The 24,625-nt window shown below is 70.1% G+C and carries 25 protein-coding genes; 20 read left to right on the forward strand and 5 right to left on the reverse strand.

All coding sequences use genetic code 11. From position 1 onward, the window contains the following. Positions 1–50: 50 nt before the first annotated feature. The 15 genes from ACFVAV_RS08970 (at position 51) to ACFVAV_RS09040 (ending at position 14,988) form a co-directional block, all read left to right on the forward strand. Positions 51–1,109, forward strand: a complete 1,059-nt coding sequence (locus tag ACFVAV_RS08970; protein WP_379032315.1) for a hypothetical protein — start codon at positions 51–53, stop codon at positions 1,107–1,109. Between the two features lie 12 nt (positions 1,110–1,121). Continuing rightward, positions 1,122–1,973 (forward strand): MinD/ParA family protein, encoded by an 852-nt coding sequence (locus ACFVAV_RS08975; protein WP_379032318.1) that lies wholly within the window; start codon positions 1,122–1,124, stop codon positions 1,971–1,973. Beyond that, entirely contained in the window at positions 1,970–2,614 is a 645-nt protein-coding gene (locus ACFVAV_RS08980; protein WP_379032321.1) for a hypothetical protein, read from the forward strand. Before ACFVAV_RS08975 ends, ACFVAV_RS08980 begins: the two co-directional genes overlap by 4 nt. Positions 2,615–2,708: 94 nt before the next feature. Next, on the forward strand, positions 2,709–3,005 hold the full coding sequence (locus ACFVAV_RS08985) for a hypothetical protein (RefSeq protein WP_022566424.1): 297 nt from the start codon (positions 2,709–2,711) through the stop codon (positions 3,003–3,005). Then, the gene (locus tag ACFVAV_RS08990; protein WP_379032323.1) at positions 3,002–3,256 is read left to right on the forward strand and encodes a hypothetical protein; all 255 of its coding nucleotides are present in this window, start codon (positions 3,002–3,004) and stop codon (positions 3,254–3,256) included. The genes ACFVAV_RS08985 and ACFVAV_RS08990 overlap by 4 nt, the downstream gene beginning before the upstream one ends. Positions 3,257–3,267: 11 nt before the next feature. Then, positions 3,268–3,864 (forward strand): hypothetical protein, encoded by a 597-nt coding sequence (locus ACFVAV_RS08995; RefSeq protein ID WP_379032326.1) that lies wholly within the window; start codon positions 3,268–3,270, stop codon positions 3,862–3,864. Continuing rightward, positions 3,861–4,676, forward strand: a complete 816-nt coding sequence (locus ACFVAV_RS09000) for a hypothetical protein (protein ID WP_379032329.1) — start codon at positions 3,861–3,863, stop codon at positions 4,674–4,676. The genes ACFVAV_RS08995 and ACFVAV_RS09000 overlap by 4 nt, the downstream gene beginning before the upstream one ends. 89 nt (positions 4,677–4,765) lie before the next feature. Beyond that, a complete protein-coding gene (locus tag ACFVAV_RS09005) occupies positions 4,766–6,181 on the forward strand; it encodes a hypothetical protein (protein ID WP_379032332.1) in 1,416 nt (471 codons plus the stop codon). Further along, positions 6,178–7,674, forward strand: coding sequence for an SCO6880 family protein (locus ACFVAV_RS09010; protein ID WP_379032335.1), 1,497 nt, complete (start codon positions 6,178–6,180; stop codon positions 7,672–7,674). Before ACFVAV_RS09005 ends, ACFVAV_RS09010 begins: the two co-directional genes overlap by 4 nt. A gap of 7 nt (positions 7,675–7,681) precedes the next feature. Then, positions 7,682–10,093 carry a hypothetical protein gene (locus ACFVAV_RS09015; protein WP_379032338.1) on the forward strand — a complete coding sequence of 804 codons (2,412 nt, stop codon included), beginning with the start codon at positions 7,682–7,684 and terminating at the stop codon, positions 10,091–10,093. After that, the gene (locus tag ACFVAV_RS09020) at positions 10,090–10,398 is read left to right on the forward strand and encodes a transposase (RefSeq protein WP_189023742.1); all 309 of its coding nucleotides are present in this window, start codon (positions 10,090–10,092) and stop codon (positions 10,396–10,398) included. The genes ACFVAV_RS09015 and ACFVAV_RS09020 overlap by 4 nt, the downstream gene beginning before the upstream one ends. 58 nt (positions 10,399–10,456) lie before the next feature. After that, entirely contained in the window at positions 10,457–12,118 is a 1,662-nt protein-coding gene (locus ACFVAV_RS09025; protein WP_379032341.1) for a peptidoglycan DD-metalloendopeptidase family protein, read from the forward strand. Then, positions 12,115–12,699, forward strand: coding sequence for a hypothetical protein (locus ACFVAV_RS09030; protein ID WP_379032344.1), 585 nt, complete (start codon positions 12,115–12,117; stop codon positions 12,697–12,699). The genes ACFVAV_RS09025 and ACFVAV_RS09030 overlap by 4 nt, the downstream gene beginning before the upstream one ends. Positions 12,700–12,742: 43 nt before the next feature. After that, complete coding sequence (locus ACFVAV_RS09035; protein WP_379032346.1) at positions 12,743–14,566, forward strand: type IV secretory system conjugative DNA transfer family protein; 1,824 nt, start codon at positions 12,743–12,745, stop codon at positions 14,564–14,566. After that, complete coding sequence (locus tag ACFVAV_RS09040; protein WP_379032349.1) at positions 14,563–14,988, forward strand: DUF4913 domain-containing protein; 426 nt, start codon at positions 14,563–14,565, stop codon at positions 14,986–14,988. Before ACFVAV_RS09035 ends, ACFVAV_RS09040 begins: the two co-directional genes overlap by 4 nt. A 75-nt stretch (positions 14,989–15,063) precedes the next feature. On the opposite strand, the gene ACFVAV_RS09045 is transcribed toward ACFVAV_RS09040, so the two are convergent. Then, entirely contained in the window at positions 15,064–15,606 is a 543-nt protein-coding gene (locus ACFVAV_RS09045) for a hypothetical protein (RefSeq protein WP_379032352.1), read from the reverse strand. A 277-nt stretch (positions 15,607–15,883) separates the two neighbouring features. After that, the gene (locus ACFVAV_RS09050) at positions 15,884–16,777 is read right to left on the reverse strand and encodes a peptidylprolyl isomerase (RefSeq protein ID WP_379032355.1); all 894 of its coding nucleotides are present in this window, start codon (positions 16,775–16,777) and stop codon (positions 15,884–15,886) included. Between the two features lie 85 nt (positions 16,778–16,862). Here ACFVAV_RS09050 and hisS point away from each other — a divergent pair, with 85 nt between their 5' ends. Further along, positions 16,863–18,137, forward strand: a complete 1,275-nt coding sequence (gene hisS, locus ACFVAV_RS09055; protein ID WP_379032358.1) for a histidine--tRNA ligase — start codon at positions 16,863–16,865, stop codon at positions 18,135–18,137. Positions 18,138–18,208: 71 nt separating this feature from the next. After that, positions 18,209–18,853: a hypothetical protein gene (locus tag ACFVAV_RS09060; RefSeq protein WP_379032361.1), complete on the forward strand. Its 645-nt coding sequence runs from the start codon at positions 18,209–18,211 to the stop codon at positions 18,851–18,853. Positions 18,854–18,862: 9 nt separating this feature from the next. Here the strand turns inward: ACFVAV_RS09060 and ACFVAV_RS09065 are convergent, their stop codons facing one another. Beyond that, positions 18,863–19,876: an Rv2578c family radical SAM protein gene (locus ACFVAV_RS09065; RefSeq protein WP_379032363.1), complete on the reverse strand. Its 1,014-nt coding sequence runs from the start codon at positions 19,874–19,876 to the stop codon at positions 18,863–18,865. A 180-nt stretch (positions 19,877–20,056) separates the two neighbouring features. On the opposite strand from ACFVAV_RS09065, the gene ACFVAV_RS09070 reads away from it, so the two are divergent. Further along, on the forward strand, positions 20,057–20,905 hold the full coding sequence (locus tag ACFVAV_RS09070; protein ID WP_379032366.1) for an SGNH/GDSL hydrolase family protein: 849 nt from the start codon (positions 20,057–20,059) through the stop codon (positions 20,903–20,905). 12 nt (positions 20,906–20,917) lie between these two features. On the opposite strand, the gene ACFVAV_RS09075 is transcribed toward ACFVAV_RS09070, so the two are convergent. Continuing rightward, complete coding sequence (locus ACFVAV_RS09075; RefSeq protein ID WP_379032369.1) at positions 20,918–21,892, reverse strand: NAD-dependent epimerase/dehydratase family protein; 975 nt, start codon at positions 21,890–21,892, stop codon at positions 20,918–20,920. A 191-nt stretch (positions 21,893–22,083) separates the two neighbouring features. Between ACFVAV_RS09075 and ACFVAV_RS09080 the strand changes: the two genes are divergently transcribed. Both ACFVAV_RS09080 and ACFVAV_RS09085 read left to right on the forward strand, forming a co-directional pair. Then, entirely contained in the window at positions 22,084–22,413 is a 330-nt protein-coding gene (locus tag ACFVAV_RS09080) for a type VII secretion target (protein WP_379032372.1), read from the forward strand. Next, positions 22,410–24,041 (forward strand): hypothetical protein, encoded by a 1,632-nt coding sequence (locus ACFVAV_RS09085; RefSeq protein ID WP_379032375.1) that lies wholly within the window; start codon positions 22,410–22,412, stop codon positions 24,039–24,041. Before ACFVAV_RS09080 ends, ACFVAV_RS09085 begins: the two co-directional genes overlap by 4 nt. Positions 24,042–24,101: 60 nt before the next feature. Here the strand turns inward: ACFVAV_RS09085 and ACFVAV_RS09090 are convergent, their stop codons facing one another. Then, the gene (locus ACFVAV_RS09090) at positions 24,102–24,602 is read right to left on the reverse strand and encodes a hypothetical protein (RefSeq protein WP_379032377.1); all 501 of its coding nucleotides are present in this window, start codon (positions 24,600–24,602) and stop codon (positions 24,102–24,104) included. Between the last annotated feature and the right edge of the window lie 23 nt (positions 24,603–24,625).

The raw sequence follows: 24,625 nt of genomic DNA on the forward strand, positions 1-24,625 counted from the left end.
AGGTCTGCAATGCGAATCCATGTGCCCGGCGCCGCGGAAAGGGGGGAATGTTGAAGTCGTACAACGAACTGTCGCGCTGGTATTCGGCGCTCGAGCCAGAGACCGAGGCAGCCGACCCTGCGCGCCAGGACACCGCCGACCCGGCGGCGGGCGAGGACGACGGCCCCGCTCGGTATTCGCAGCGCCCCGAGCGCGCCCCGTCCGCCGACCAGGCAGCCGAGCCCGCCGGGCCCGAGCTGGGCACGACGGCGGAGGACGACTCGGACCGCACGACCGGCGTCGACACCGATCGACGGGACACCGGCCACGGCTCCGTGGCCGGCTACGACAACTCGGCCTCCGGCGCCCAGCCGTACCCGGCCGAGCCCGAACCGGAACCCGAACCTGCGCCGCCCGCCGAACTGGCTGCGCGCCGCAGCGAATTCACCGGCGGCTGGTCGGACTGGGTCGCCGAACCCGCACCGGGCCCACACGACGACTACCACGCCGAACTGGTCCAGTTCCCCTGGCCCGACGCCGCGGCCGACGACTACGACGAAGCGCGGGTACTCCAGCCTTCCGGCGCGCTGCGCGCGAACACCCGCCGCAACCGCACCTGGATCGTGCTCGCCATCTCGGTTCTCGTGTTCATCCTCGCCGCGACCGGCGTGTTCTTCCTGCTGTTCGCCCGCGGCGGCGACACCGCCAAACACGCCGCGCCCCTGCACTTCGTGGCGGGCAACCTCGCCGCCGACCCGCAGGGCGCCTGCCCGACCGAACGCACCGAGACGGTGGTGCGCAGCGCCGAAGCGGGCGGCACCGGCTCGGGCCCCGACGCCGTGCTCGCCTTCCAGTACGCCTACTACGTGAACCGATCGGGGGAGCAGGCCAGGGCGATGACCGCCCCCGGCGCCGATGTCTCGCCGGCCGCCGTGATCCAGCGCGGTATCGATTCCATCCCGGTGGGGACCACCCACTGCGTGCGGATCACCACCGTCGCCGCGGACCGGTACACGGTGGAGGTCACCGAGTTCCGGCCTGCGGGCGCACCGGCCACTTACACCAAGCAGTCGGTGCGGACCGCACTGGTCGGCGATCGCACGCTCATCACGGGCATCGCGGCAGGGTAAGGAGCAGAGGCGATGACAGACGACTGGAGCCGATGGCTCGACGAAGCCCCCGAGGGGGAGCCGTCGGGTGACGTGGCGCGTGATCCGGCTCCGGTGGTGCGGTTGCGGCGCAAGAACGGTGAACGTGGCGAGGGTGGACGCAGGCCGATTCTGGTCGTCGGCGGCTGCGGCGGCGCGGGCACGACGACGACGGCGCTCGGACTGGCCGGCGAACTGGTCACCGAGGGCGCGACGGTCGCGGTGGACGCCACCGCGGCGGGCAGCGATCTGGCCCTGCGCGGCGCCGACAAACACCTGCACCCGGTGAACCTGCAGTCGTGGGTCTACGGCCGCGGCGACGACGAACCGGCCCCGCTCGAGGACTGCCTGTCCCGGTCTACCTCCGGGTTCGGACTGCTCTGGCGCGACGCCACCCCGCTGCGGCGGCGCGCGACATATCTCACTGTCGCCAGGGCTTTGGACGCCGGCGGGTACACCGCGGTCTACGACGGCGGCAACCCGATTGCCGGTCGGCAACTGCGCCCGCTGCTCGACGACGCCGATATCGCACTGGTATTGGCCATTCCGGCTCGCGTCGATGCCGCCAACCGCCTGCGGGTGACGCTGGAATGGCTCGACGACCACTACGGTGACGACGGCGCCGGTGTCGTCGCCGACACCACCATCGTTGTCTCGCACCAGTATTCGCACGACGACTCGCGAGTAGCCGAGCATTTGCGCGAGCATCTGTCCGGCTGGGTGCGCGAGGTCGTCGAGATCCCCTACGATCCGCATCTGGCCCGCGGTGAGCTGGTTCGGCACAGCGAACTGGCCGAGCCGACGCGCGCAGCATATGGGCGGTTGCTCGCCGGGGTGGCATCATGACGGCCGCTATGAATCTTCGTCGTCGTCGTGAACCGGCGCCCGTCGGTGTCGGTGTCGTCGCGCCGCCCGAATCGCTGCGCGCGCCGATCTGGGAGCGTCCGGTGCCCGGGGTGGGCCGGGCGCCGCTGGTGTGGCTGCTCGGCGTGCACGGTGGCTCTGGTGCCACCACCCTCGCCCACGTGCTCGCCCCCGCCGCCGACGCCCGCGGCCGGTGGCCCGGTGTGTTCGACCGGGAATCCCCCTATGTCGTCCTGGTCGCGAGAGAAACCATCTCCGGCCTCACCCGCGCGCACGATCTGCTGCGCCAGCACCACGCCGGGCTCGCCGGTCCGTCGCTGGTGCTCGGCCTGATCACGGTCGCCGCGCGCCCGGGACGGGTACCACCGGAGATCCGGCGGTACCGGGACGTGGTCGGCTCCCTCGCCGGGCACGTCTGGCAGGTGCCGTGGATCGAGGAATGGACCCTGGTCGAGTCCGAGGCGCTGCCGGTGTGGTCACCGGGCGACGACGTGGCGCCGCGCAAGCGCCGGGTCGACCCGCTCGACGAGGTGCCCGCCGAGATCGGTGAGCTCGGAACCGATCTGGTCGCCGCGATCCGCTCGAGTATCGATGGGCCTTCGCCGGGGGAGGGTCGATCGTGAACGCCGGGCGGTCGGGCCGCCGGTGGTGTACAAACGTGTGTCGGCGTCGAAGTGTTTGTGGCACAACACCTTTACAGTGGGAGAAAGGCACCCGATGAGCATGATCCTCCTCGCCGTGCAGGACACGTACGGCACCGTCCTGGCCCAGGTGGGTAATCCGACACCGGAAGCTCCCCCCGGCTCGGAGAAGATCCTGCAGCTGGTGCGGTACCTCACCTGGTTCGTGCTGCTGTCGGGCATCTGCGGCATCACCTACGCGGGCGGCAAGTTCGCCTGGGAGCGCTGGACCGGCGGTGGCCTCGAGTCGCCGAAGATGGTGGCGGGCGCCATGATCGGCGGTGTCGTCGCGACCAGCGCCGGCACCATCATGAATGCGGTCATCGGTACGTGATCACCGTGCTCGCCTACAAACAGATCCCGGCCGACGTACTGGCGCCGATGATGCAGCTGCTGAACTGGCTGCTCTGGTTCGTCCTGCTGACGTGCCTGGCCTGGATGATCCTGTCGGCGGGTCGGCTGTGGATCGCGTTCCGCTCCGACCTGGCCGTCAACGATGCCTCGCACGGCGTCCTGATGAGCCTGCTCGGCGCGGCGGTCGCCAGTACCGCGTCCGCGATCGCGCTGGCGTTCCTGCCGGCGTGAAAGGAAGCACCATGACACGGCCGGTCGCGGTCGGTATCGCACTGCTGGCCGCGGCGGTGGGCTGCGGCAGCGGCGACGATGCCGGCGCTGATCTGTCCGCCGCACCGACCGGGGTGTGCTGGCAGGACTACCAGGGCATCGCCCTGCCCCAGTCCGACCAGGGCCCCACGACCGTGGCCCAGGGCGCCGCAACGGGTTTCGAGCATTCCCCGCGCGGGGCCGGGCTGGCGGCACTGACCCACACCATCCGGTTGTCGGTGGCGCCCGACAACCAGTGGGCCACCGTGGTGAACCAGGAACTCGTGCCCGGTCCGGCCCGCGACGAGTGGGCGATCAACCGCGTGCAGCTGTCGATCACCGGGCCCGCCGCGCCGGAGTACGCGCCGAGATTGTTGGGTTACAAAATCACCGAATACCGTGACGAACAGTCCCGGGTCGATGTCTATACCGAGTATTCGGACAGATCCAGGGCGGTGAACCACACCACGGTCAGCTGGTACGGCGGAGACTGGCGACTGCAGTTGCCCGATCCGCAGTCCACCGACCGGCCCGTCGACGCGATCGACGAATTACCTATCGACATCGTGACATTGGAGGCACCGAAGTGAGCGAGAGGGAGCCGGGCACGCGCGACCGCGCCTCTTTCGGCATGATCGCCTCGGGTGCCCTGCTCGCCCTGATCCTGGTCGTCGGCGCGGTCGTGTACTTCACCAGCAGTGGTGACGCCGATCAGGACAGCGCGCCGCCGCCGGCCCAGGCCGCGGGCGGAACGGGTTTCGCCGATCCCGAGATCGACCTGTTCGGCAGGCGGGTGGACATCCCGAACAACCCGGCGGGTCAGCCGCTGGCGCAGGAGCCGGGAACCCAGCGCACGCCCGTCGACTCGGACTGGCTGACCGGCGCGCCGGGAGGCACGACGAAACCGCATGGCTGGCAGCGGGTGTACGGCGCCTCGGTGCCGTTCTCCACTTCCGACGGGCCGACCAGGATCGAGGACGGGCTGGCAGTCGGCTACGCGCGGACCCCGCAGGGTGCCGCGCTGGCCGCCGCGCAGATCACCTACCGGCTCAATGCCAGGCCCGCCGACCGTTCGCTGTACGTGACGCAGGTGCGGGTCAGCTCCGCGCAGCTGGCCGCCTACGACTCGGCGCTGTCGAGCGATCGGCTGCCGAAACAGCAGCCGGAGAAGGTGACTCGATACTTCGTGGCCACCGACGCGTTCAAGATCGACGATTACGCCGACGACATGGCCATCGTGCGACTCGCTTCGCGCGGCCCGGTCATCGACGGTAAGCAGTTGTACGCCGCCATGCGGATGATCGTGGTGTGGGACGAGGGCGACTGGCGGCTCAAGCCGTCGTCCACGACCAACACCCAGACGGAATATGTGGAATCGCTGGCGGGGTGGACGAAATGGTGAGCATCGGTGTACAGCACAGCCCGGATCGATTCCCTGCGGACCATCGAGGGGTGCCAACAATGCTGAGGCGAATACTCACAATATTCGCGGTGATCTTCACCGTGATGATCGCGACGCCGACGGTGGCCTACGGCCAGACCTACGGCTTCGACCAGGCATGCAACGAGCTGCACGACACACTCGACAGTGTCGCCATTCCCGGCGTCTCCCTCGGTGACGCGGCCTCGGCGGTGTGCAAGGCGGGCAATGCCGCCACGCATCCGGGCGACGCGGCGACCGCGATCAAGGACAAGGCGTGGGACTCCACCTTCGGCAAGGTGGTCGACTCGCTGATGAAGGGTCTCGGCGAGGCGCTCATCCTGGCGCTGACCTTCTGGATGAAGGTGCCCAACGAGGCGGTGAGCGACTCGGGCGCCCTGTTCACCAAGATCAACGACTACACCTATCAGATCCAGATGCTGTTGCTGATCGCGTCGGTGATTATCACCGGTGGCAGATTGGCCGAGGCCAGACGCGGGGCGGCCGTCAGCGAGGCCGCCGAATCGTTCCGGCTCTTCGCCCGGGTCGTGTTCAGCTCGTGGATGCTCGGCGCGGTGATCGTCGCGGGCACCAGGGCCTCGGACAAGTTCTCCGAGTGGATCATCGAGGACGCCACCGGCGGCAATGCCAAGAACATGGCCGAGCTGATGGTGAAAACGTCCAAGCTGCAAGCGTTCTCGCCCGGTCTGGTGCTGATCATCGCGATCGTCGGCCTGCTCGGCGCGCTCGCCCAGATCGTGCTCGCCATCGTCCGGCAGGGTCTGCTGGTGGTCGCCGCGGGCGTGCTGCCGCTGGCCGCGGCCGCGTCGGCGACCGGGACCGGTAAGCAGTCGTATCAGAAGCTGGTCGGCTGGATCATCGCGTTCATGCTGTTCAAGCCGGTAGCGGCGATCGTCTACATGATCGCGTTCACCACCGCCGGGCACGTCGACGAGACCACCACCTCGAGTGGTCTGCCGGAAGGCGAACAGGCACAGCGGATGCTGGTCGCGCTGGTGCTGCTGTGCAGCGTGGCGTTCGTGCTGCCCGCGCTGATGCGCCTGGTCGCACCCGCCGTCGCCACGGTCGGCACCGGTGGCTCCGGTCTGATGGTGGCCGGTGGTACCGCGGTCGGCGCGATGGCGCTCGGCGCGATCGGCACCAAGGCGGTCGCCTCCCGGCCCGCCGCGGCGCCCGGCTCGGCAGGCTACTTCGGCAGCGGCGGCGGGGGTCCGCGTCCCGGCGGCGCCGGTCCCGGCGGCGGTGCCCCACGCGGCCCGGCGCCGACACCGCCACCGCGCGGCGGTGGTGGGGCCGCGGCGACGCCCAGTTCGGGCGCGGTGCCCTCGGGCGCGGCCCGCAATGTCGTGGCCGCGCGCGCCGCGGCGGGCAGCGCGGCGCGCGCCGACCAGGCGGCGGGCGACCTCGCCGGTGACCGCTGGGCGAATCGTTCACCCGACCTCGGCAGGAGCACGATTCCGCGATGACGACCACCTCGACCGACACCTACGAGCGGCGCTCGTACGGGCTGTGGCAGAAGCCGCGCAGCGCGGGCCTTTTCGGCCTGCGCTGGGAAGAGACCGTGATCGGTTTCGTCGTGGTGATCGCGGCCCTGATCAGCGCCATGGTCGGTGGGTTCACATGGGGTTTCGTCGTCGGCGGCCTCGGCGCGCTGGTGATGGTGCCCCTGGTATGGCGGACGGGGGGCCGCTCGGGATACGAGACGGGACTGATGATGTTCAACTGGATGCGCTCGCGCAAGAACGGCGAGCACGTGTATCGCGGCGGCCGGTTCTCCCGGATCCCCGGCGGCGTCACCAAGCTGCCGGGGCTGCTCGCCCCGTCGAAGCTCTACGAGGGCATCGACGCGGGTGGCTACCACTTCGGGATGATCCATCTGCCCGCGTTCGCGCAGTACACCGTGGTGCTGCGGGCCTGGCCGCAGGGTCACGAGGCGGTGGACCAGCCGGTGATCGACCGCTGGGTCGCCGCGTGGGGCACCTTCCTCGCCTCGGTCGGCCAGACCAGCGACATCGTCGCGGTGGTGCCGGTGATCGACACCGTGCCCGAGACCGGCAACCGGCTGCTCAACGAGGTCTCCACGATCACCCGCCCGGAGGCGCCCGAGCTGGCCCAGCAGGTGATGTACGAGCTGGCCACCGAGCTGCCGCAGGAGCGGGTGCAGCTGCTGCCGCGCGTCGCGATCACGTTCAAGGCCACCACCGCCGAGCGCCGCAAGAACCCGGCCGAGGAGGCCGTGGAGATCGGGCGCAGGCTGCCCGGCATCTGCGCGGCGCTGGCCGAGGCGGGCGTGCGCGCGCAGCCGATGTCGGCCGAGGAGGTCATCTCCTTCATCCGCCGCAGCTACGACCCGGCCGCCCAGGCCGATCTCGAGGTCGCCGCCGCCGATCCGGGCGGGCACGGCCTCGGCTGGGACGACGCGGGCCCGGTCTCACACGACGAGAAGTGGGATCACCTGATCCACGATGGTGGCCGCTCGGTCACCTGGGAGATGGACGCGGCGCCGGAGGGCGCGGTCGACGAGCGGGTGCTGCAGCGGCTGCTCGCGCCGAATCCCGAAGTGCCGCGCAAGCGGATCGCGATCGTCTACCGGCCGCACTCGGCCGCCGACGCCGCCGAGATCGTCGACGACGACTTCAAGAACGCGCTCGTCGCGCAGCAGAGCGAACGCGGTGTCGTCTCGGCCGCCGCGACACTGCGGGTCGGTGCGACCCAGCAGGCTCGCGAGGAACAGGCCCGCGGGCACGGTGTGACCCGCTTCGGCGCGCTGGTGACGATCACCGAGCCGCTGCGCGGTGATCTGCCGCGCATCGAGGCCATCACCCGCGACCTCTCGACGCAGGCCCGGCTCAAGATCCGGCGTTGCTACCGCTACCAGGCCGCCGCGTTTGCGGCGTCCCTCGGTTGTGGCGTCATCCTGCCCGAGCACGCGACCATTCCGAAGGCATTGGCGGGGTGAGGCGATCATGGGACGCGACTTCGACGACATCGCGCTACGGCCCGTGCACCGGCCGCCCCGCATCCGCGGGGAACGCGAGCCACGACCGGTCGGGAGTTCGTCGCGCGTGAGCGACGACGTGCTCGGCCTGGAGGAGCGCACCGAACGTGCCGAGCGGGAGTCGGCGCGCGGTACGGCCGTGGCCGACGAGCGCGAACGCACGTCGCGCGAGGGCAGGTCGCGAGCCGGGGAACCCGGCGGCAGGCCGCGCGCGGACGAGCCGCGTCGTCCGGCCGCCGAGCGCGGGCCGCAGGGCGCGGACCCCCGCAGGCCGCGCGCGGAGGACGAGCACCGCAGGCAGCACACCGGTGAGAACCGCAGGCCACGCGAGGACGAGGCGCGGGGCAGGCGCGGTGACGAGGCGCGCGGCCGTGGCGAACGGCCTGCCGCGGGGGAGCGGCGGCCGCGTGGTCCGCGGCCCGACGCCGACCGCGCCGCCAAAGCCCGCGTCGAGCGCGGCCTGCGCGCCGAGGACCACGGCCCGCGGCTGGACCACGAGCGCGCGAAGGATCCGCGCCGCAAGCCGCGTCCGACCGAGCCGGCCAGGCTCAAGCCGCTGCGCCCGGTGAAGGCCGACCGGCCCGACGACGTCGCCGACCGGGCGATGGGCACCGGCCGCTCGGCCAAGTCGAGCAAGGCCGACCGGCGCGCCCAGTCCGGCCCGGCGCTGCTCGACGACGCCACCCGCGCCCGCTACGAGATGATCGCCCGCGAGCAGTCCGGACTGCGCGCGGCCTGGGCGACCTTCCGCATCCACACCGACGACCTTCGCCGCAACAACGCGCAGGCGCGCACCGAGGCCGTCGTCAGCGACGGATTCGACCGCACCACCGCCGAATTGACCGACCGCGGCTACTCCGGCCCCGGCGGCGGCAAGATGAACGTGGTCGGCCGCCCGGTCGAGTACCGGGCCACCACCGCCCAGGTCGCCGGCCTGTGGCCGTGGTCGGTCGGCGCGGGCGCGCCACTGATCGGCACCCCGCTCGGTTCGCACCTGCACACCGGCGCGCCGGTCTGCTTCGACCCGATGAACTGGTTCATGCGCGGCAGCTTCATCACCGCGCCCAGCCTGTTCGTGCTCGGCCTCAACGGTTTCGGCAAGTCCTCGCTGGTGCGCCGGATCGTGCTGGGTGGCATCGCCCAGGGCATCACCCCGCTGATCCTGGCCGACGTGAAACCGGACTACCGCAAGATGGTCGAGCTCGTCGGCGGTCAGGTGATCGACCTCGGCTACGGGCACGGCAAACTGAACCCGCTCGCCGCTGGTGTGCTCGGCTCGGTGGTGCCGCGCCTCGAGGAGTTCCCCGCGCTGCAACGTCAAGTGCTGCAGGATCTGCGGGCCAGGCAGGTGACGCTGATCGCCGGCCTGGTGGAACTGGTGCGTGGCGCCAGGGTCGCCGACTTCGAGGAGACGCTGATCGCGACCGCGCTGCGCATCCTGTACCAGCCGGGCAGCGGTTACGCCCCCGACAAGCCGCCGATCATGGAGAACCTGCTCGAGGTGATCGTCGGCGGCGGCGCGGAACTGATGCTCGACGCGGGCGCCGACAACGAGGACGAATACCAGCACGCGATCAAGAACCTGCGCCGCTCGCTGCGCGCGCTCACCCAGGGCCCGTTCGGCGCGATCTTCAACGGGCAGACCAGCGTTCCCATCGACACCGGCGCCGTCGCGGTGTGCATCGACGTCTCGCACATCCCCACCGGCGACAAGAAGCTCAAGGCCGCGGTCATGCTGGCCTGCTGGGCCGACGGATTCGCCTCGGTGGAGGCCGCGCACGTGCTGGCCGACGCGAAACTCGGTCCGCAGCGCTACTTCCAGGTGGTGATGGACGAGCTGTGGCAGGTGCTCGGCCTCGGCGACTTCATGGTCGACCGCGTCGACGAGCTGACCCGTCTGCAGCGTGGCCTCGCCACCGCGCTGATCATGATCAGCCACACCATCAAGGACCTGCAGGCGCTGGGTTCGGACGCCGCGATCGCCAAGGCGATCGGCTTCCTGGAACGTGCCCGCGCCAAAATCTTCGGTGCACTGCCCGCCGAGGAGATCAGCAGGCTCGATTCCACCGTGCCCTTCACCTCCGCCGAGCAGGAGATGGTGACCGGCTGGTCGGCGCCGCAAGCGCTCACCGGTGAAGCGCTGCGCCCCGGCCAGCAGCGGCCGTCGCCGCCCGGCACCGGCAAATTCCTGCTCAAGATCGGTGAGGATCGCCGTCCGGGTATCCCCTTCCACATGGAGTTCACGGTGTCGGAGAAGGAAAGCGGAATCCACGACACGAATCAGCGGTTCAGCGAGTTCGGCGACAATCCGCGCGCCACGCCTGGGCAGGCGTCGACGACACCGCCCGAACCGCCGACACCGAACGGAGGCCGGCAATGATGCCGCACCGGTCCTACCGCCGGGTCTCGCCCGAGGTCCGCAACGCCGCCGTCGAGCAGGTCGTCGCCCTGACCGACAAGTTGCGCAGTGAGTCCGAGGCCTGCCGGGTGGTGGCCGAACAGATCGGTGTGCACGCCAATTCGGTGCGCAACTGGGTGCGCGCGGCCGAGGGGCCGAGCCTGGACCGGATGGACGCCACCGCGCTCCGCCGCAAGGTGGTGCTGCTGCAACAGCAGCTGGCCGCCGCCGCCGAGATGAACCGCACGCTCGCCGACACGCTCAACGAAACCCGGCGCCGCACGTGATCACCGCCGCGGCGGACCCGGATCCCGGCGCCCGGCGCGGAACGCCTGGAGGCGGCCGGTGAACGCCCGCACGATGCTGATGTCCGCGCTCGGCTCCGTCATCGGGTTGATCGCGCTCGTGCTGGTCATCGTGCTGCCCTCCGCGGACGAGACCTGCGAAACCACCGGCGTGCTCGACGGTTCGTCGGCGCCGACGCTGCCGCCGCTCGGCGGCCAGTCCTCCGGTGACGCCCGCGCCGCGGCATCGGCGACGCCGACGTCGAACGCGGCCGTCACCGGCACGCCGTCGCTGGCCGCAGGCGTGGGTCCGCTGCGCCGCACCCTGCCACTGGAGACCGGCACCTTCACCGTGTCCGACGTGTTCGGTTCCCGCGGTGGCGATCACCGGGGCATCGACATGGCGGCCACCGACGGGACGACGATCTACTCGGTGTCCGACGGCCGGGTCGTCGCCGCCGGTCCGGCCTCCGGCTTCGGCAACTGGATCGTCGTCGATTCCGTCGACACCAACGGGCGCGCCTTCTCCGCCGTCTACGGGCACATGTGGGATCACGGCGTCAAGGTGCGGGTGGGGGAGACGGTGACCGCGGGCCAGCCGATCGGGATGGTCGGCTCCGCGGGCCAATCCAGCGGCCCGCACCTGCATTTCGAGATCGTGCCCGGCGGTCGCTTCACCGGTGGCCGCCAGATCGACCCGATGCCGTGGCTCGACGGTGCGCCGACCCCGGATGTCGGTGGCGCGCGGGCGTTCTCGATCGACCCGAACTGTGTGCGCGGATTCGGCAGCGCCGGTGGCGCACTCGCCGACGGCAAGGTGCCCGCGGAACTGGAGATCTGGTATCGCCGGGCGGGCACCGTCTGCCCGGAGATCTCCTCGTCGCTGCTGGCCGCACAGGCCAAGCAGGAGTCGGGTTTCCGGCGCGGGCTGACCTCGCCCGCGGGCGCGCAGGGCCTGGCGCAGTTCCTGCCCGGCACCGCGGTGAGCATCAATCCCGACGACGGCTTGCCCTACGTCATCGACGCCGACGGCAACGGCACAGCCAGCGTGTGGGACGACGGCGACGCGATCATCGGCCAGGCCCGCTACATGTGCGCGATCGCGCACAAGATCGCGGGCTGGATGGCCGCGGGCAAGGTCTCCGGCGACCTGACCGCGCTGACCCTGGCCGGGTACAACGCCGGTGAGGGCGCGGTGCTCGCCTCCGGCGGCATGCCCAATCAGGTTGCGGCGCACTACTCCGAGACCCATCCCTACGTCACCAACATCCTGGCGATGGAACCGCAGTACCGCGCGCCCGGCGCGCAGGGCCGGTTCACCCCCGAACCCGGTGGCGGCGGCGCGCAGATCGTCGAGGCGGCACACGACTGGCTCGGCGCGCCGTACGTCTGGGGTGGCGGTGGCGCGCAGGGCCCGAGCAACGGCGGATTCGACGGGCCCGGACTCACCACCGCCGCGGTGTTCGCGGCGTCCTCGGGCGCGGTGACGTTGCCGCGCACCGCCGAACAGCAATGGGAGTCCGGCCGGGAGGTGCCCATCGCGAAAGTCGCGCCGGGTGACCTGGTGTTCAGCGGGTTCGGGCCCAAAGGTCCGGCGAAGGTGGGGATCTACGCGGGCAACGGTCAGCTGATCCAGGCGGTGCCGCCGTCGAGCAGCGGTGGCGGCGGTGGCGTCGTCGAGGTGGCGGTGCCGGGTGACGCTCGGGCGAGGAGGGTGTTGTGACCACACGGCGCTGCGCACCGGGGATAACCTGGTGGGAGAGAACACGAATCCGCACCATTCCGGCGGTGATGCTCGTGGCGGTCCTTGCTTCGGTCGCCGCTTGCGGCGGCGACTCCGATACCGCGCGCCCGGACGGCGCCACGTCGACCACCCGGCTGCTCGAGGCGGCCACCACCGTCGACCCGACGACGCCCGACGGTGTCGCGGTCGTCGCCCTGCGCGAGGTCTACACCTGGAACCCGGCGACCGAGCAGCCGGGCGAGTCCCTCCAGCGGGCGCGAAAATGGCTGGGGCCCAGCATGATACGTATGCTGGACAGTTCGGCCGGGACCACCGACACGCCGAAACCGACGCTGCAGTGGGCGGACTGGGGCAAGGCGAAGGCGCACGTCGAGGCGTTCACCTTCGCTTCGGGGGAGCAGGCGCCGCCGAGCGCGGATCCCGCGGTGGCGCAGTACAAGATCGGCATCGAGCAGACCGTCGTCTACCCGAACGGGCGGACCGAGGCCCTACCGCCGGGCACGGTCATCGCGACCGTGGTGCAGACGCCGCAAGGCTGGCGCCTCGACGCGTTCCGCTGAGAGCACCCACCCACCATCCGACAAGGTCCACAAGGAGGCACACGTGGCGAAGAAGAAGGTGACGGATCCGGCCGCGATCGGACCCGACACGACGCTGATCCTGATCGTGTTCGGCTTTGCGACGCTGATCACCCTCGCCGTCGCGCTGCACCTGGGCAACGCGTTGTCGGTGGTGCCGCAGAACATTCCGGTGAACCCGATCGCGGTGGTCGCGGATCTGGCTCGCGGGAAACTGCACTGGCCGCGGGCGTCCACGGTGATCGTGCTGCTGGTCATCGCCGCGGCCATCGCGTATGTGGTGATCCGCAAGAAGATGAAGACGCGCGCGGTGGCCGGCCGGTTGTCGATCGACGACAAGGCCGATCACATGGGCAGCGGCAGCGCCATCGCCTCGATCACCGAGGACGGGGTGCGGACCAAGGCCAAGGAACTCGGCGTGCGCCTGGGCACCAACGACGCGCCCGGTGTGCCGATCGGCATCGCCGTCGCCGACGGCACCCCGCTCTACGGTTCCTACGAGGATCTGCACCTCGACATCTGGGGTCCGCGTCAGGGCAAGTCCACCTCGCGCGTGATCCCGGCGATCCTGTCGGCCATCGGGCCGGTGCTGACCACGTCGAACAAGCGTGACGTGGTCGACGCGACCCGGAATGTGCGCGAGGCCAAGGGCAGCGCGACGTTCGTCTTCGACCCGCAGGGCGTGGCGGGCGAACGGCCGACGTGGTTCTGGGATCCGCTGGCCTGGGTCGACCACCGCAAGGAGGGCTGCGAGATGCGCGCGGCCCGGTTGGCGGGTCACTTCGCCGACGCCGAGAGCGGCGGCGCCGACAACACCGACAGCTTCTTCGACCCGGAAGCCGAGGACCTGCTCGCCGGGCTGTTCCTGGCCGCCGCGATCGCGAGCAAGCCCATCACCCAGGTGTGGGAGTGGGTGACCAACCCGCAGAACAGCGAGCCGATCGAGCATCTGCGCGGTGCGGGCCACGACTTCACCGCGGCCGGCCTCGCCATGCAGTACAACGCCGAACAGCGCACCAAGAGCGGAATTTTCGGCACGGCCAAGAAGATGGTCCGCTGCCTGCAGATGTCGAACGTGCATCCGTGGATCACCCGCGGCAGCGGCGACCGCCTGCAGTTCGACGAGCTCGAGTTCGTCGAGCGCAACGGCACGCTCTACTGCCTGTCGCTGGAGGGTCGCGGGTCGGCCGCGCCGCTGGTGAGCGCGCTCACCGAGGCGGTCATCGACGTGGCGATGCGCAAGGCTTCGCTGTCTTCCGGTGGCCGGCTGCCGATTCCGCTGCTCGCGGTTCTCGACGAGGCGGCCAATGTGGTGCGCTGGAAGGACCTGCCCAAGCAGTACAGCCACTTCGGTTCGCGCGGCATCGTGGTGATGACCGTGCTGCAGTCGTGGGCCCAGGGCGCGCGCTGCTGGGGCGACGCGGGAATGAGCGCGCTGTGGTCGGCCGCCAATATCAAGGTGCTCGGCAGCGGTGTCGACGACATGGCGTTCCTGCGTGACCGCTCCGAGGCGATCGGCGAGTACGACTCGATCTCGCAATCGATGTCGCAGTCGGGCAACAACAAGAGCTATTCGCGCTCGCTCAGTTCCTCGGTGACCTTCACCGCGCAGGGACTGGCCACGCTGCCGCGCGGCCGGGCGGTGGTGTTCACCTCGGGTCAGCCGGCCGTGCTGGTCCGGACCGTGCCCTGGTGGGAATCCGAGTACTCCGAGGCGGTCAAGCGGTCGATCGAATACAACGATCCCACGCGCAAGACCCGCATCGACGATCTCATCGGGACGCCGGTGCAGTCGAGTTCCACTCCGCCGGATCAGATCGGTGACATCGAGGAGGTCAAGCCACTGTGAACGAGCAGATGCAAGGACCCAACGACCTGACCAACGGGTATCCCAACGTCGTCGAGTTCGTCAACGGGTACCTGAGCAAGGTCTACCGCAGGCAGGTCACCGATATCAGTGACACCGTCTGGTGCCCCGAGTGGTGGCGGCACACCGAGGCGGTCATCCGTTTGGATGCGCTGTGGCAGGCATGGGAGCACTTCCGGCTGGAAGGCGGCCCCGGCATCAGCGTGTGGTTCCTCGATCACGCGGATCAGCACATGGCGAAGTTGTTCGATCCGCGTGGGCCGTTCAAGTACTGCAGCGTGCGTAACGGGCACAAGAACATGCTGGATCCGTTGCCGCTACGGGTGCAGGAAGGCTCCGATCAGGACATGTTCTCCGACCCGGAGGTCACCGGTCCCTGGCTCAAGACCAAACCGGCGTCGTAGCGCGGGGCCGAACCCGCGAGGTGCGGAGGTCGGTGGCGGCCGGTGATCCGGCCGCCGTTCGACCGGCAACGACGCTCAGCGGCCGCGTTCGATGCCGCGCGGATCGATGCCGCGTTCGAGACCGGCCCGGCGGGTGCCCGCGTTCGTGCGCCGGATCGCCTCGTCCGGCGAAATGCCCTGCCCCATCTCGACCAGCATCCGCACTTCGGCCAATTCCGGTGCGACACCTGCCCGTTCGAGATGTGCGGCGATGGCCGCGCGCCGCTCGACGGAGTCGTAGCCCACCTGCGGCGCGTTCGCGCCGACGGAGGCCGCGGTGCTCGCGAACGGTGAGGACGGGTCCTTCTCGAGCGTGAGGCCACGCGCCTGCGTCGCCTTGGTGCCGACCGACATCATCTGCCCCAGCTCGTAATTGCGCGGGTCCTTCGCCTTCAGATCGCGGGCCTCGCGGATCTGGAGTTCCTTGGCTTCCTTCATCTTCGCCTCGACCGCCTTGGCGCGGGCCTCGGCCTCTTTCTGGCCGTGCTCACGCGACTTGAGGGCGACGAGGGTGGCCATCTGCAGCATGGTGCGCATCATGGACGCAGTTTCGCTGCCGATGTCGTCGAGTTCCGCCATGACTGCTCCCCGATGCTGCTGTGGAAGTGGACATCTGAGCCTACCGCGCGAAGGACACGGCTGTATGTCTGGCGGAGCCACGCAAGGGAGGTGTCGAGAAGTTTCGGTGGACGCGGAGTGGCGGGGGAGAAAATACGGAACGTGCGGGGATCGGCCGGATGATCCCAAGGATTGCCTTGCCTCTGATGATCTTCCGGCGGTGTCGGGGCGGTTTCACCGGAAACGGGCCGGACACCGTGGCGGTGTCCGGCCCGTTCGGTGCCGTATGCGGGGGCTGTCAGCCCACCTTGACAGTGTTGAAGCTGATCGGCATCTTCGGCTTGCCGCCGCCCGCCGACATGGAGCCGTCGTCGCCCGCGGCGCCGACCTTCGCCAGCGTCTTCAGGCCCGCCTCGTCGATGGTGCCGAAAATGGTGTACTTCGGCGGCAGGATCGTGTCGCCGTAGACCAGGAAGAACTGGCTGCCGTTGGTGCCCTCGGGGGTCAGCCCCGAGTTGGCCATCGCGATCACGCCACGCTGGTACTTGATCGGGCTTTCCAGGTTCGGATCGTTCGCCGGGTACTGATCGGTCGGATACTCGTTGGCGAAGCTGTAGCCGGGGCCGCCCATGCCGGTGGCGGTGGGGTCACCGCACTGCAGCATCTCGAAGCCGGTCTCGGCCGAGATGCGGTGGCAGCTGGTGTTGTCGAAGTAGCCCTGCTGGGCCAGGCTCACGAAACTGTTGACGGTGCACGGCGATTCGGCACTGTCGAGCTCGAGGCCGATCGGGCCCTGGGTGGAGTCGATGGACACCTTGGTCTTCGGCGCGTCGGGGCCGGAGGCGACCGTGGTGGTGGTCGGCGGCGCCACCGGCTTGGACGCGGGCTCGGCGCCGACCGGGTAGGCGCAGTCGACGGTGGCCGGCTTGGCGGCGACCGCGGGCGCGGCGGCGGCGGGCGGCAGTTCGCGCTTGCTGGTGGTCGTGGCGCTCGCCGTGGCCGAGGATTCCGGCTCGTCACCGCCCTTGGTGAGGAAGTACACGCCGGTCACGGCGGCGGCGACCACGATGACACCGAGTACCGAGCCCGCGATCACGAGGCGCTTGCGCTTCTTCTCCTGCTCGGCCCGTCGTTCCAGCTGGCGCTCCAGCTTGCGCTTGGCCGCCGCCCGTCGCTGTTCGTTACTCGGCACTACCGCGTTCCTCCCGTGTCGTCAGGTTCGTCTAGAGGGTAACCGGTTGGACTCCAGGGGCGCCCGTGGGGAAAACTGGATGATCGTGACCAAGACCAGCAGCTTCACCGCCCCGAAGGGGGTCCCGGATTACGTGCCCCCCGGCTCGGCCGAGTTCGTCGCCGTCCGCGACGGCTTGATCAACGCCGCCCGACTCGCCGGGTACGGGCACATCGAGCTGCCGGTATTCGAACAGACCGCCCTGTTCGCGCGCGGTGTCGGCGAGTCGACCGACGTGGTCAGCAAGGAGATGTGGACCTTCGCCGACCGCAACGGCGAGAGTTTCACCCTGCGCCCCGAAGGCACCGCGGGCGTGATGCGCGCGGTGATCCAGCACGGTCTGGACAAGAGCGGGCAGTTGCCGCTCAAGCTCTGCTACGCCGGTCCGTTCTTCCGCTACGAGCGCCCGCAGGCAGGCCGGTACCGGCAGTTGCAGCAGGTCGGCATCGAGGCGATCGGTGTCGACGACCCCGCGCTCGACGCCGAGGTCATCGCCATCGCCGACGCGGGGTTCCGCGGTCTGGGCCTGGACGGGTTCCGGCTCGAGATCACCTCACTCGGCGACGAGACCTGCCGTCCGCAGTACCGGGACCTGCTGCAGGAGTTCCTGCTCGGCCTCCCGCTCGACGAGGAGACCCGCCGCCGCGCCCAGATCAACCCGCTGCGCGTGCTCGACGACAAGCGGCCCGAGGTGCGCGAGCTGACCGCGAACGCGCCGTTGATGATCGATCACCTCTCCGAGTCGGCCAAGACACACTTCGAGCAGGTGCTCGCCCACCTCGAGGCCCTCGGCGTGCCGTACGTGGTGAACCCGCGCATGGTCCGTGGCCTGGACTACTACACCAAGACCACCTTCGAGTTCGTGCACGATCAGCTGGGCGCGCAGTCGGGCATCGGTGGCGGTGGCCGCTACGACGGGCTGATGGCCGAACTCGGCGGGCAGCCGTTGTCGGGCATCGGGTTCGGCATCGGTGTCGACCGGACCGTGCTGGCACTGGCGGCCGAGGGCAAGGCGGCGGCCGATCCGGCGCGCTGCCAGGTCTACGGCATCGCGCTCGGTGACGCGGCCAAGGCGCGGTTGGTCGGGCTCGCGGGCGATCTGCGCGGCGCCGGGATCAGCGTCGACCTGGCCTACGGCGGACGCGGGATGAAGGGCGCCATGAAGGGCGCCGACCGCTCCGGCGCGAAATACACGCTGGTCCTGGGCGATCGCGATCTCGAGGAGCACTCGATCGGGGTCAAGGAAATGGCGACCGGCGAGCAGCGGCAGGTGCCGCTGGGCGAGGTCATCGGCGTACTGCGCAGCGCACTCGGCAACTGAGCCCGGCGGGTCGGGGCGCGGTAGTCTGACCGCGCCTCGGACCGGACGAGCCGGTGCGGGTGGAGAGGGACATGGTGGACGGGGAGTCCGGGCGGGCGGCGGAACCGGTCGGCATCGACCTGGTGGCGCCCGAAGTGTTCGCGCCGATGTTGCGCAGGCTAGCGCTGGCCGCGCTCGGTGTCGGTGTCGGCGTGACGCTGCTGTCGGCGGTGTGGCTGAGCTGGCCGTACGCGATCGCCCTCGGGCTCGTCGTCGCGGTGCCGACACTCGGCTATGTGATCGCATTCCGGCGCAGGCGGATGTGGTTGAGCGGCACCGAGATCCGCGCGCACCGGCTGCTCGGCGAACATCGCATCGACCTCGCGGACGCGACCGGCGTACAGCTGCTGGTGTTCCCGGGCAGGCTGAGCCGGATCGTGCTGAAGGTGACCGCGGGCGCGGACATCCAGCTGGTGCCGCTGGCGATGTACACCGACGCGGGCAGTGGGCGGGAGCTGCATCTGCTCGGGCTGCGCAAGCTCGCCGACGCGCTCGCCGCCAGCGAACTCGCCGCCGCCGTCGTCGTCTCGGAGGTGCTGGTGCAGCAGTTGCGGGCCGAGGCGCGCGATGCCGGACTGGGGGAGCGGCCGCTGTATCGCGGGGTGCGTCTGGTGCGTGTGAAGGACGTCGTGTCACCGGTGGTGCTCACCGATTCCGAGGTCGCCTCGCTCGTGTGAGCGCCGGGCTCAACCGAACAGCGCGAGCTGGGGATCCGGGGGTGCCGTGGTCGGCGGCGTCGGTGTGGTGCGGCCCTGGGGACGGCGCAGATCGTAGGCGGCGAGCAGCGGGTCGACCCGTTCACGAAGCCAGGCGCTGTAGGTAGGGGTGACAGTGCCGCCGCGGCCGTAGAGCTGGCGGTAGCGCCGCAGCAGGGCCGGGTGTTCGGTGGCCAGCCAGCTCAGGAACCAGCCGCGTGTGCTGCCGCGCAGGTGCATGGGGAAGGCCATGGCGCTGTCGGCGCCCGCGTCGGCGATCGCGGCGAACAGCGCGTCGAGATGAGCGCTGCCGTCGGTGAGACACGGGATGATCGGGGCCGCCATGACGTGGACGGCGAAACCCGCGTCGGCGAGTGCGCGGACCAGGTCGAGGCGCGCGCGAGGAGTGGGCGTGCCGGGTTCGAGGCTGCGGTGCAGGTCGGGGTCCAGGATGGCGATCGACACCGCGACGCTCACCGCCACCCGCCGCGACGCCTCGGTGAGCAGCGGCAGATCACGGCGCAGCAGTGGACCTTTGGTGAGAATCGAGAACGGCGTGCCCGAGTCCGCGAGGGCGCCGATGATGCCCGGCATCAGGCGATAGCGGCCCTCGGCACGCTGATAGGGGTCGGTGTTGGTGCCGAGCGCCACCGGTTCGCGCTGCCAGGACCTGCGCGCCAGTTCGCGGCGCAGGATCGCGGCGACATTGGTCTTCACCACGATCTCGGAATCGAAATCGTTGCCTGCGTCCAGGCCGAGATACTCGTGGCTGCCGCGCGCGAAGCAGTACCGGCAGGCATGCGAACACCCGCGCATCGGATTGATCGTCCAGCGGAACGGCAGCGAGGAACTCTCCGGCATCTTGTTCAGCGCGCTCTTGCAGAGCACCTCATGGAAGGTGATGCCGTCGAACTCGGGGGTGCGGACGCTGCGAACCAGCCCGGCCCGGGTCAATCCGGGCAGGGCGCCGTCATCGGCGTCGAGGGTCTGGGCTTGCCACCGCACTCCCTGAGTCGAACATGTGTTCGATGTAGTGTCAAGCGTGGTCGTGATGTCTTGCTGACGAGCTGCCGCGGAAAACCAGACTGGACGGCCGCATTTTAGTCGCTGCGCGCGTAAAATTGCTGGTGGCGGACCGTGTGGCCCGGCTTTTGGTGGTATGGGTGTCTCGGTAAGAAGTGTTCGATGGAAAGACCGTTGGTTGCCGCGGCCGTCGCTCAGCTCGTCCTCGGCCTGCTGTTTCCGGGTGCCATCTCGGCTCCCCCGGTGTCCTATGTCGCGATCGGTGACTCCTACACCGCCGCGCCCGGCCTGCTCGATCCCACTCCCGGTAGCCCGCCGCTGTGCACGCGATCGGCGCAGAACTATCCGCATCGGCTGGCCGCGGCGACCGGGTGGGAACTCACCGATGTCAGCTGCGCCTCGGCGGCGACCGCGCATATGAGCACCGCCCAATATGCCGATCAGCCACCGCAATTCGACGCGCTGTCGCCGCGGACCGGGGTCGTCACCTATCAGATCGGTGGTAACGACGGCAATCTGTTCCAGACCATGGTCATCGAGTGCGTAACGCTCAATCTCGGTAATGCCGCCGGCGTCGGCACACCGTGTCGCGACACCTGGGGATCGCGGTTCAGCGACGACATCGCCGCCTACGAGCCCGGGATGGGTGCGGCCATCGGGCGCATCGGGACGCTCGCGCCGAACGCGCGCGTGTATGTCGTCGGATATCCGGCGGTGCTGCCGGAATCGGGCAGCTGCTATCCGCAGGTTCCGCTCAGCCCCGGCGATATCGCCTACGCGCGCGATGTCGAGAAAGAGCTCAATACCGCGTTGCGGCGACAGGCCGAAGTCAACGGCGTGAGCTACATCGACATCTACACCCCGAGCATCGGGCACGACGCCTGCCGCGACCTCGCGACCCGGTGGGTCGAGCCGCCGGTGCCCGGCCAGCTCAACGCGACACCGGTGCACCCCAACGCCGCCGGACAGCAGGCGACGGCGGACATCATCCGTGCGGTCGTGGCGGAGTAGGGGTGCGTGGGGTCAGACGCTGCGCGGTGCGCGCAGGAAGTCGACCAGGTCGGCGACGGTCTCCTCGGTCGGGCGCGGCCGGTAGCCGAGCTCGCGTTCGGCCTTGCCGTGGTCGACGATCGGCGCCGAGAGCAGCGCGCCGAGTGCCGCCTTGGACAGGATGTCGGAGCCGAGCCGCCTGCTGATCGGCTCGACCACCGGCAGGACGGCGCCGAGCGCCTTCGCCGGAATCGCGAAACGCGGGCCCTTGGCGCCGGTGCGCGCCGCGGCCATCCGGCACAGATCGATCAACTCGGTCATGTACCCGCCGAGCAGGTAGTTCTCGCCCGTGCGGCCCTTCTCGCCCGCGAGGATCAGGCCGCTGGCGACGTCGCGCACGTCGACCAGGTCGAAACCGCCGCCGATCATGACGGGCACCCGGCCGCGCATCGCGTCGGCGGTGACGCGATTGAGCCGGGACAGCTGCTTCGGGTTGTCGATCGGGCCGTACACGCCGGTCGGGTTGACGATCACCGCGTCGAGGCCGCGCTCGATCACCGGGCGCAGCGCCTGCTCGCCCGCCCATTTGGACCGGTCGTACACCGGCAGGCCCGGGTCGACGGAGCGGCCCGTGGTCTCGTCGATATGCCCGCCGGCGCGGTACTGGTCGAAGGCGTGGATGGAGCTGGTGTGCACGAACCGGCGTACGCCGACCTCGAGTGCCGCCTCCGCGGTGACCCGCACGCCTTCGGTGTTGACCCGCCACGCCAGATCGTTCTTCTCGGCGAGGGTGATCAGCGCGACCAGGTGGTAGACCACCTCGGCGCCCGCCAGCGCCGTGCGCATCGACGCCGGATCGAGCACGTCACCGGAAATCCAGGTGACGGCCGGATCGGACGTGGTCGGTGCGGCGCGATCGATGGCCACCACTTCGTGGCCACGCTCGACGAGCTGCGGGATCAGGTTGGTTCCGAGGTAGCCGGCTGCGCCGGTCACTGCGACCTTCATTTCGCCGAGGATATAGAACATGTTCTAGTTTTGAAAGCGAATCCCGCAGATCGGAGCCGACACGGCTCGATAGAGGCCGGGGTGTTCGGTTATATTTGGCGCACTGCGCCCTCGGGCGGCCGCGACGGGAGTTTCGCAGCCACCGATCGCGGTCTCAGGGCAGGCTTTTCACGACGAGTTGGGGGATTCGCATGACCGATCTCTCGGTGCAAACCGATGCCGTCACCGCGTTCGCGGCGACGAACGCCGCAGTGGCGGGGGATATCGCCGCGGCAGGTATCACCGACGCGGCGGGCAATGTCGCCGCGATGACCCCGGTGTTCGGGCTCATCGGCGCCGACTACCTGGCGATGTTCGCGGCCGCACAGGCCTTGCAGGCCAAGGACATCAACGATCTGTCGGCCAAGTTCTCCAAACTCTCCGACGCCGCGTTCAAGTCCTCGGTGACCTTCGACGCGACCGATGTCGCCAACGCCGCCGACCTGGCGCGTCAGGCCGCCGGGATCGGAGGCATCGCATGAAGCCGCTGAGCGGCGACGCGGGCGTCATCACGCCCGACACCGCCCTGGCCGCCGCCGACGCCGCGACCCAGTCCGCGTTCGGCGCCGTCCCGGTCGACTACAGCGCTCAGGCGATCCTCGACGTCCCGCTGATGCAGCTGCCCGAGGACATCGCGACCAGCGAGGATCCGGTCTTCACCCTCGCGCAGAAGATCACCGAGGAGACCCAGAACGCCGCGGTCTCCCCGGCCGGGCTGTCGGGTCTGTCCGGGCTCGGCACGGGCGGCACCGTCGACGCGCAGGACATCCTGTCCGGTGTCGCCACCGACGCGTCCGCGGCGCTGAGCGGCGTGCAGAGCACGCTCACCCAGGCCGCCGCACCCGCGCTGGCCACCGCGCAGACCGCGTTCGACTCGGCCAAGAGCGCACTCACCGGCACGTCGACCTCCGGCGCGGCGAGCACGGGCAACGGCGCGAGTTCGGCCGCCGCGACCTCGCTGACCGAGGATCCGGTCTCCGCGCTGCTCAACGGGGTGTCGATTCCCGCGCTGCCCGGCATCGACTCGCTGTTCGACCCGATCCTGCAGCTGCTGAGCAGTTTCGGCACCGGCGTGTTCGGCTCGCTCGATCCGACCACGCTGCTGAGCAATTCGTCCACGCTGATCGACTCGGCGATGAGCGTCGCCCAGGGCGGCCTCAAGACCGTCCAGCAGCTGTGGGAGGGCGAGGCCTCCGACGCCGCGACCACCACCAGCCAGCAGGCCCAGGTCGAAGGCCAGGAGACCAGCCAGCGCGGCTTCGACATCTCCGCCCTCACCGAGCAGGCCGCTGCCGTCGTCCAGTCGGGCAATGCGCAGCTGTCGGCGATCGCGACGACCTTCGCCGCGCAGGCCACCGCGCTCGCGCCGACGATCATGCTGCCGCCCACCCAGGCCACGCTGATCGGCCTCGCGACCGAACACCTCGGCTCGGCGGTGACCGTCGTCAACACCACCCGCGGCCAGCTGGCCGGGCACACCGCCGAACTCGGCGGCGTGGTGCAGCAGCTCGTCGGCCAGAGCGGCCTGCCCTCCCCGGAGGAAGTGCTCAGCGCCGCGTCCGAGAACATCGCCGAGCCGCTGCTCACCCAGGCCGAAGAGGCATTGTCGGGCACGGGCGACGACTCCACCGCCGCCGCCAGCGCCTCGCCCACCAGCACCACCCCCACGCCCGGCGCGACCACTCCGTCGGGCCTGGGCTCCGGCGGTACGGGCGGTGGCACCGGTGGGGCGCTCGGTGCGCTCGGCACCGCCCGCGGCGGATCGACCGGCGGCGCCGGTGGAGGCACCCCGAGCACGGGGACCCCGAAAGCCACGACCGCCGTGCCCGGTTCGGCACTGCCCGGCGGTCGCGTCATGACCACCGCGATGGGTGGCACCGGTCTCGGCAACACCACGACCGCGGGCACCAGCGGCTCCGGCTTCATGGGCGGCGGTGGTGGCGCGGGCGCGGGCCAGCGCGGCAACGACGAGGAACACGGCCGCACCGTGCAGCCCTACCAGAGCCGCACCGGCAACGACGACCTCACCGGCCCGCTCGGTGAATCCACGCCGGAGGTCATCGGCGCGGTCCACGAGGACGAACGCGACGCCGACGAAGACCGGTTCTGAGCTCATACGACGCCGCCCCGGACACCATGATCAGGTGTCCGGGGCGGTGTTGTCGTCAGCTCAGCGCTTTTCCTTGAAGGCGTCGACCAGCTTCTTGTAGAGGTCGGTGAAGCGCTTGCGCGCGGCCTGCTGGTCCGGGTTCAGGCCGTTGGCGGAGTCGGGGGAGTAGACGACGAGATGAGCGTCGCCCGCCGGGTCCTCCGGCATCAGATCGATGATCGCGGTGCCCTTGCCCTCGCCGTCCGGTATGCCGAAGTCGACCTCTTTCAGCGCGTTGATCTCGTCACGCGCGGCCGAGATCACGTCCGCGGCCACGGTTCCCGTCACCTGCTTGGCCGCGGTCTCGGGCTTGCGGTCCTTGCTCACCGCGTCCGGGGAATGCACGGCCTTGCCGTCGTCGAAGACCTGGAGCACCGGCCGCAGATCGGTGCGCTGGGTCCAGCCGTCGGGGATCGTGGTCACGCTGATCAGGGGTAGCGGCGCCGGGTCGGCATGGGCGACGGCGCTCGCGCCGGGCAGGGCGAGAGCGCAGACGAGCAATCCGGTCATGGTCAGGCGCATGGGTTCCCCTCGGTCGAAAACGA

This window comes from Nocardia sp. NPDC057663, from assembly GCF_042799895.1.
GTDB lineage: Bacteria > Actinomycetota > Actinomycetes > Mycobacteriales > Mycobacteriaceae > Nocardia.

Coding starts and splice junctions, on each gene's coding strand:
- ACFVAV_RS08975 (WP_379032318.1), top strand. CDS start 1,122: ATGACAGACGACTGGAGCCGATGGCTCGACGAAGCCCCCGAGGGGGAG.
- ACFVAV_RS08980 (WP_379032321.1), top strand. CDS start 1,970: ATGACGGCCGCTATGAATCTTCGTCGTCGTCGTGAACCGGCGCCCGTC.
- ACFVAV_RS08985 (WP_022566424.1), top strand. CDS start 2,709: ATGAGCATGATCCTCCTCGCCGTGCAGGACACGTACGGCACCGTCCTG.
- ACFVAV_RS08995 (WP_379032326.1), top strand. CDS start 3,268: ATGACACGGCCGGTCGCGGTCGGTATCGCACTGCTGGCCGCGGCGGTG.
- ACFVAV_RS09010 (WP_379032335.1), top strand. CDS start 6,178: ATGACGACCACCTCGACCGACACCTACGAGCGGCGCTCGTACGGGCTG.
- ACFVAV_RS09015 (WP_379032338.1), top strand. CDS start 7,682: ATGGGACGCGACTTCGACGACATCGCGCTACGGCCCGTGCACCGGCCG.
- ACFVAV_RS09020 (WP_189023742.1), top strand. CDS start 10,090: ATGATGCCGCACCGGTCCTACCGCCGGGTCTCGCCCGAGGTCCGCAAC.
- ACFVAV_RS09045 (WP_379032352.1), bottom strand. CDS start 15,606: ATGGCGGAACTCGACGACATCGGCAGCGAAACTGCGTCCATGATGCGC.
- ACFVAV_RS09060 (WP_379032361.1), top strand. CDS start 18,209: ATGGTGGACGGGGAGTCCGGGCGGGCGGCGGAACCGGTCGGCATCGAC.
- ACFVAV_RS09070 (WP_379032366.1), top strand. CDS start 20,057: ATGGAAAGACCGTTGGTTGCCGCGGCCGTCGCTCAGCTCGTCCTCGGC.
- ACFVAV_RS09075 (WP_379032369.1), bottom strand. CDS start 21,892: ATGAAGGTCGCAGTGACCGGCGCAGCCGGCTACCTCGGAACCAACCTG.
- ACFVAV_RS09080 (WP_379032372.1), top strand. CDS start 22,084: ATGACCGATCTCTCGGTGCAAACCGATGCCGTCACCGCGTTCGCGGCG.
- ACFVAV_RS09085 (WP_379032375.1), top strand. CDS start 22,410: ATGAAGCCGCTGAGCGGCGACGCGGGCGTCATCACGCCCGACACCGCC.
- ACFVAV_RS09090 (WP_379032377.1), bottom strand. CDS start 24,602: ATGCGCCTGACCATGACCGGATTGCTCGTCTGCGCTCTCGCCCTGCCC.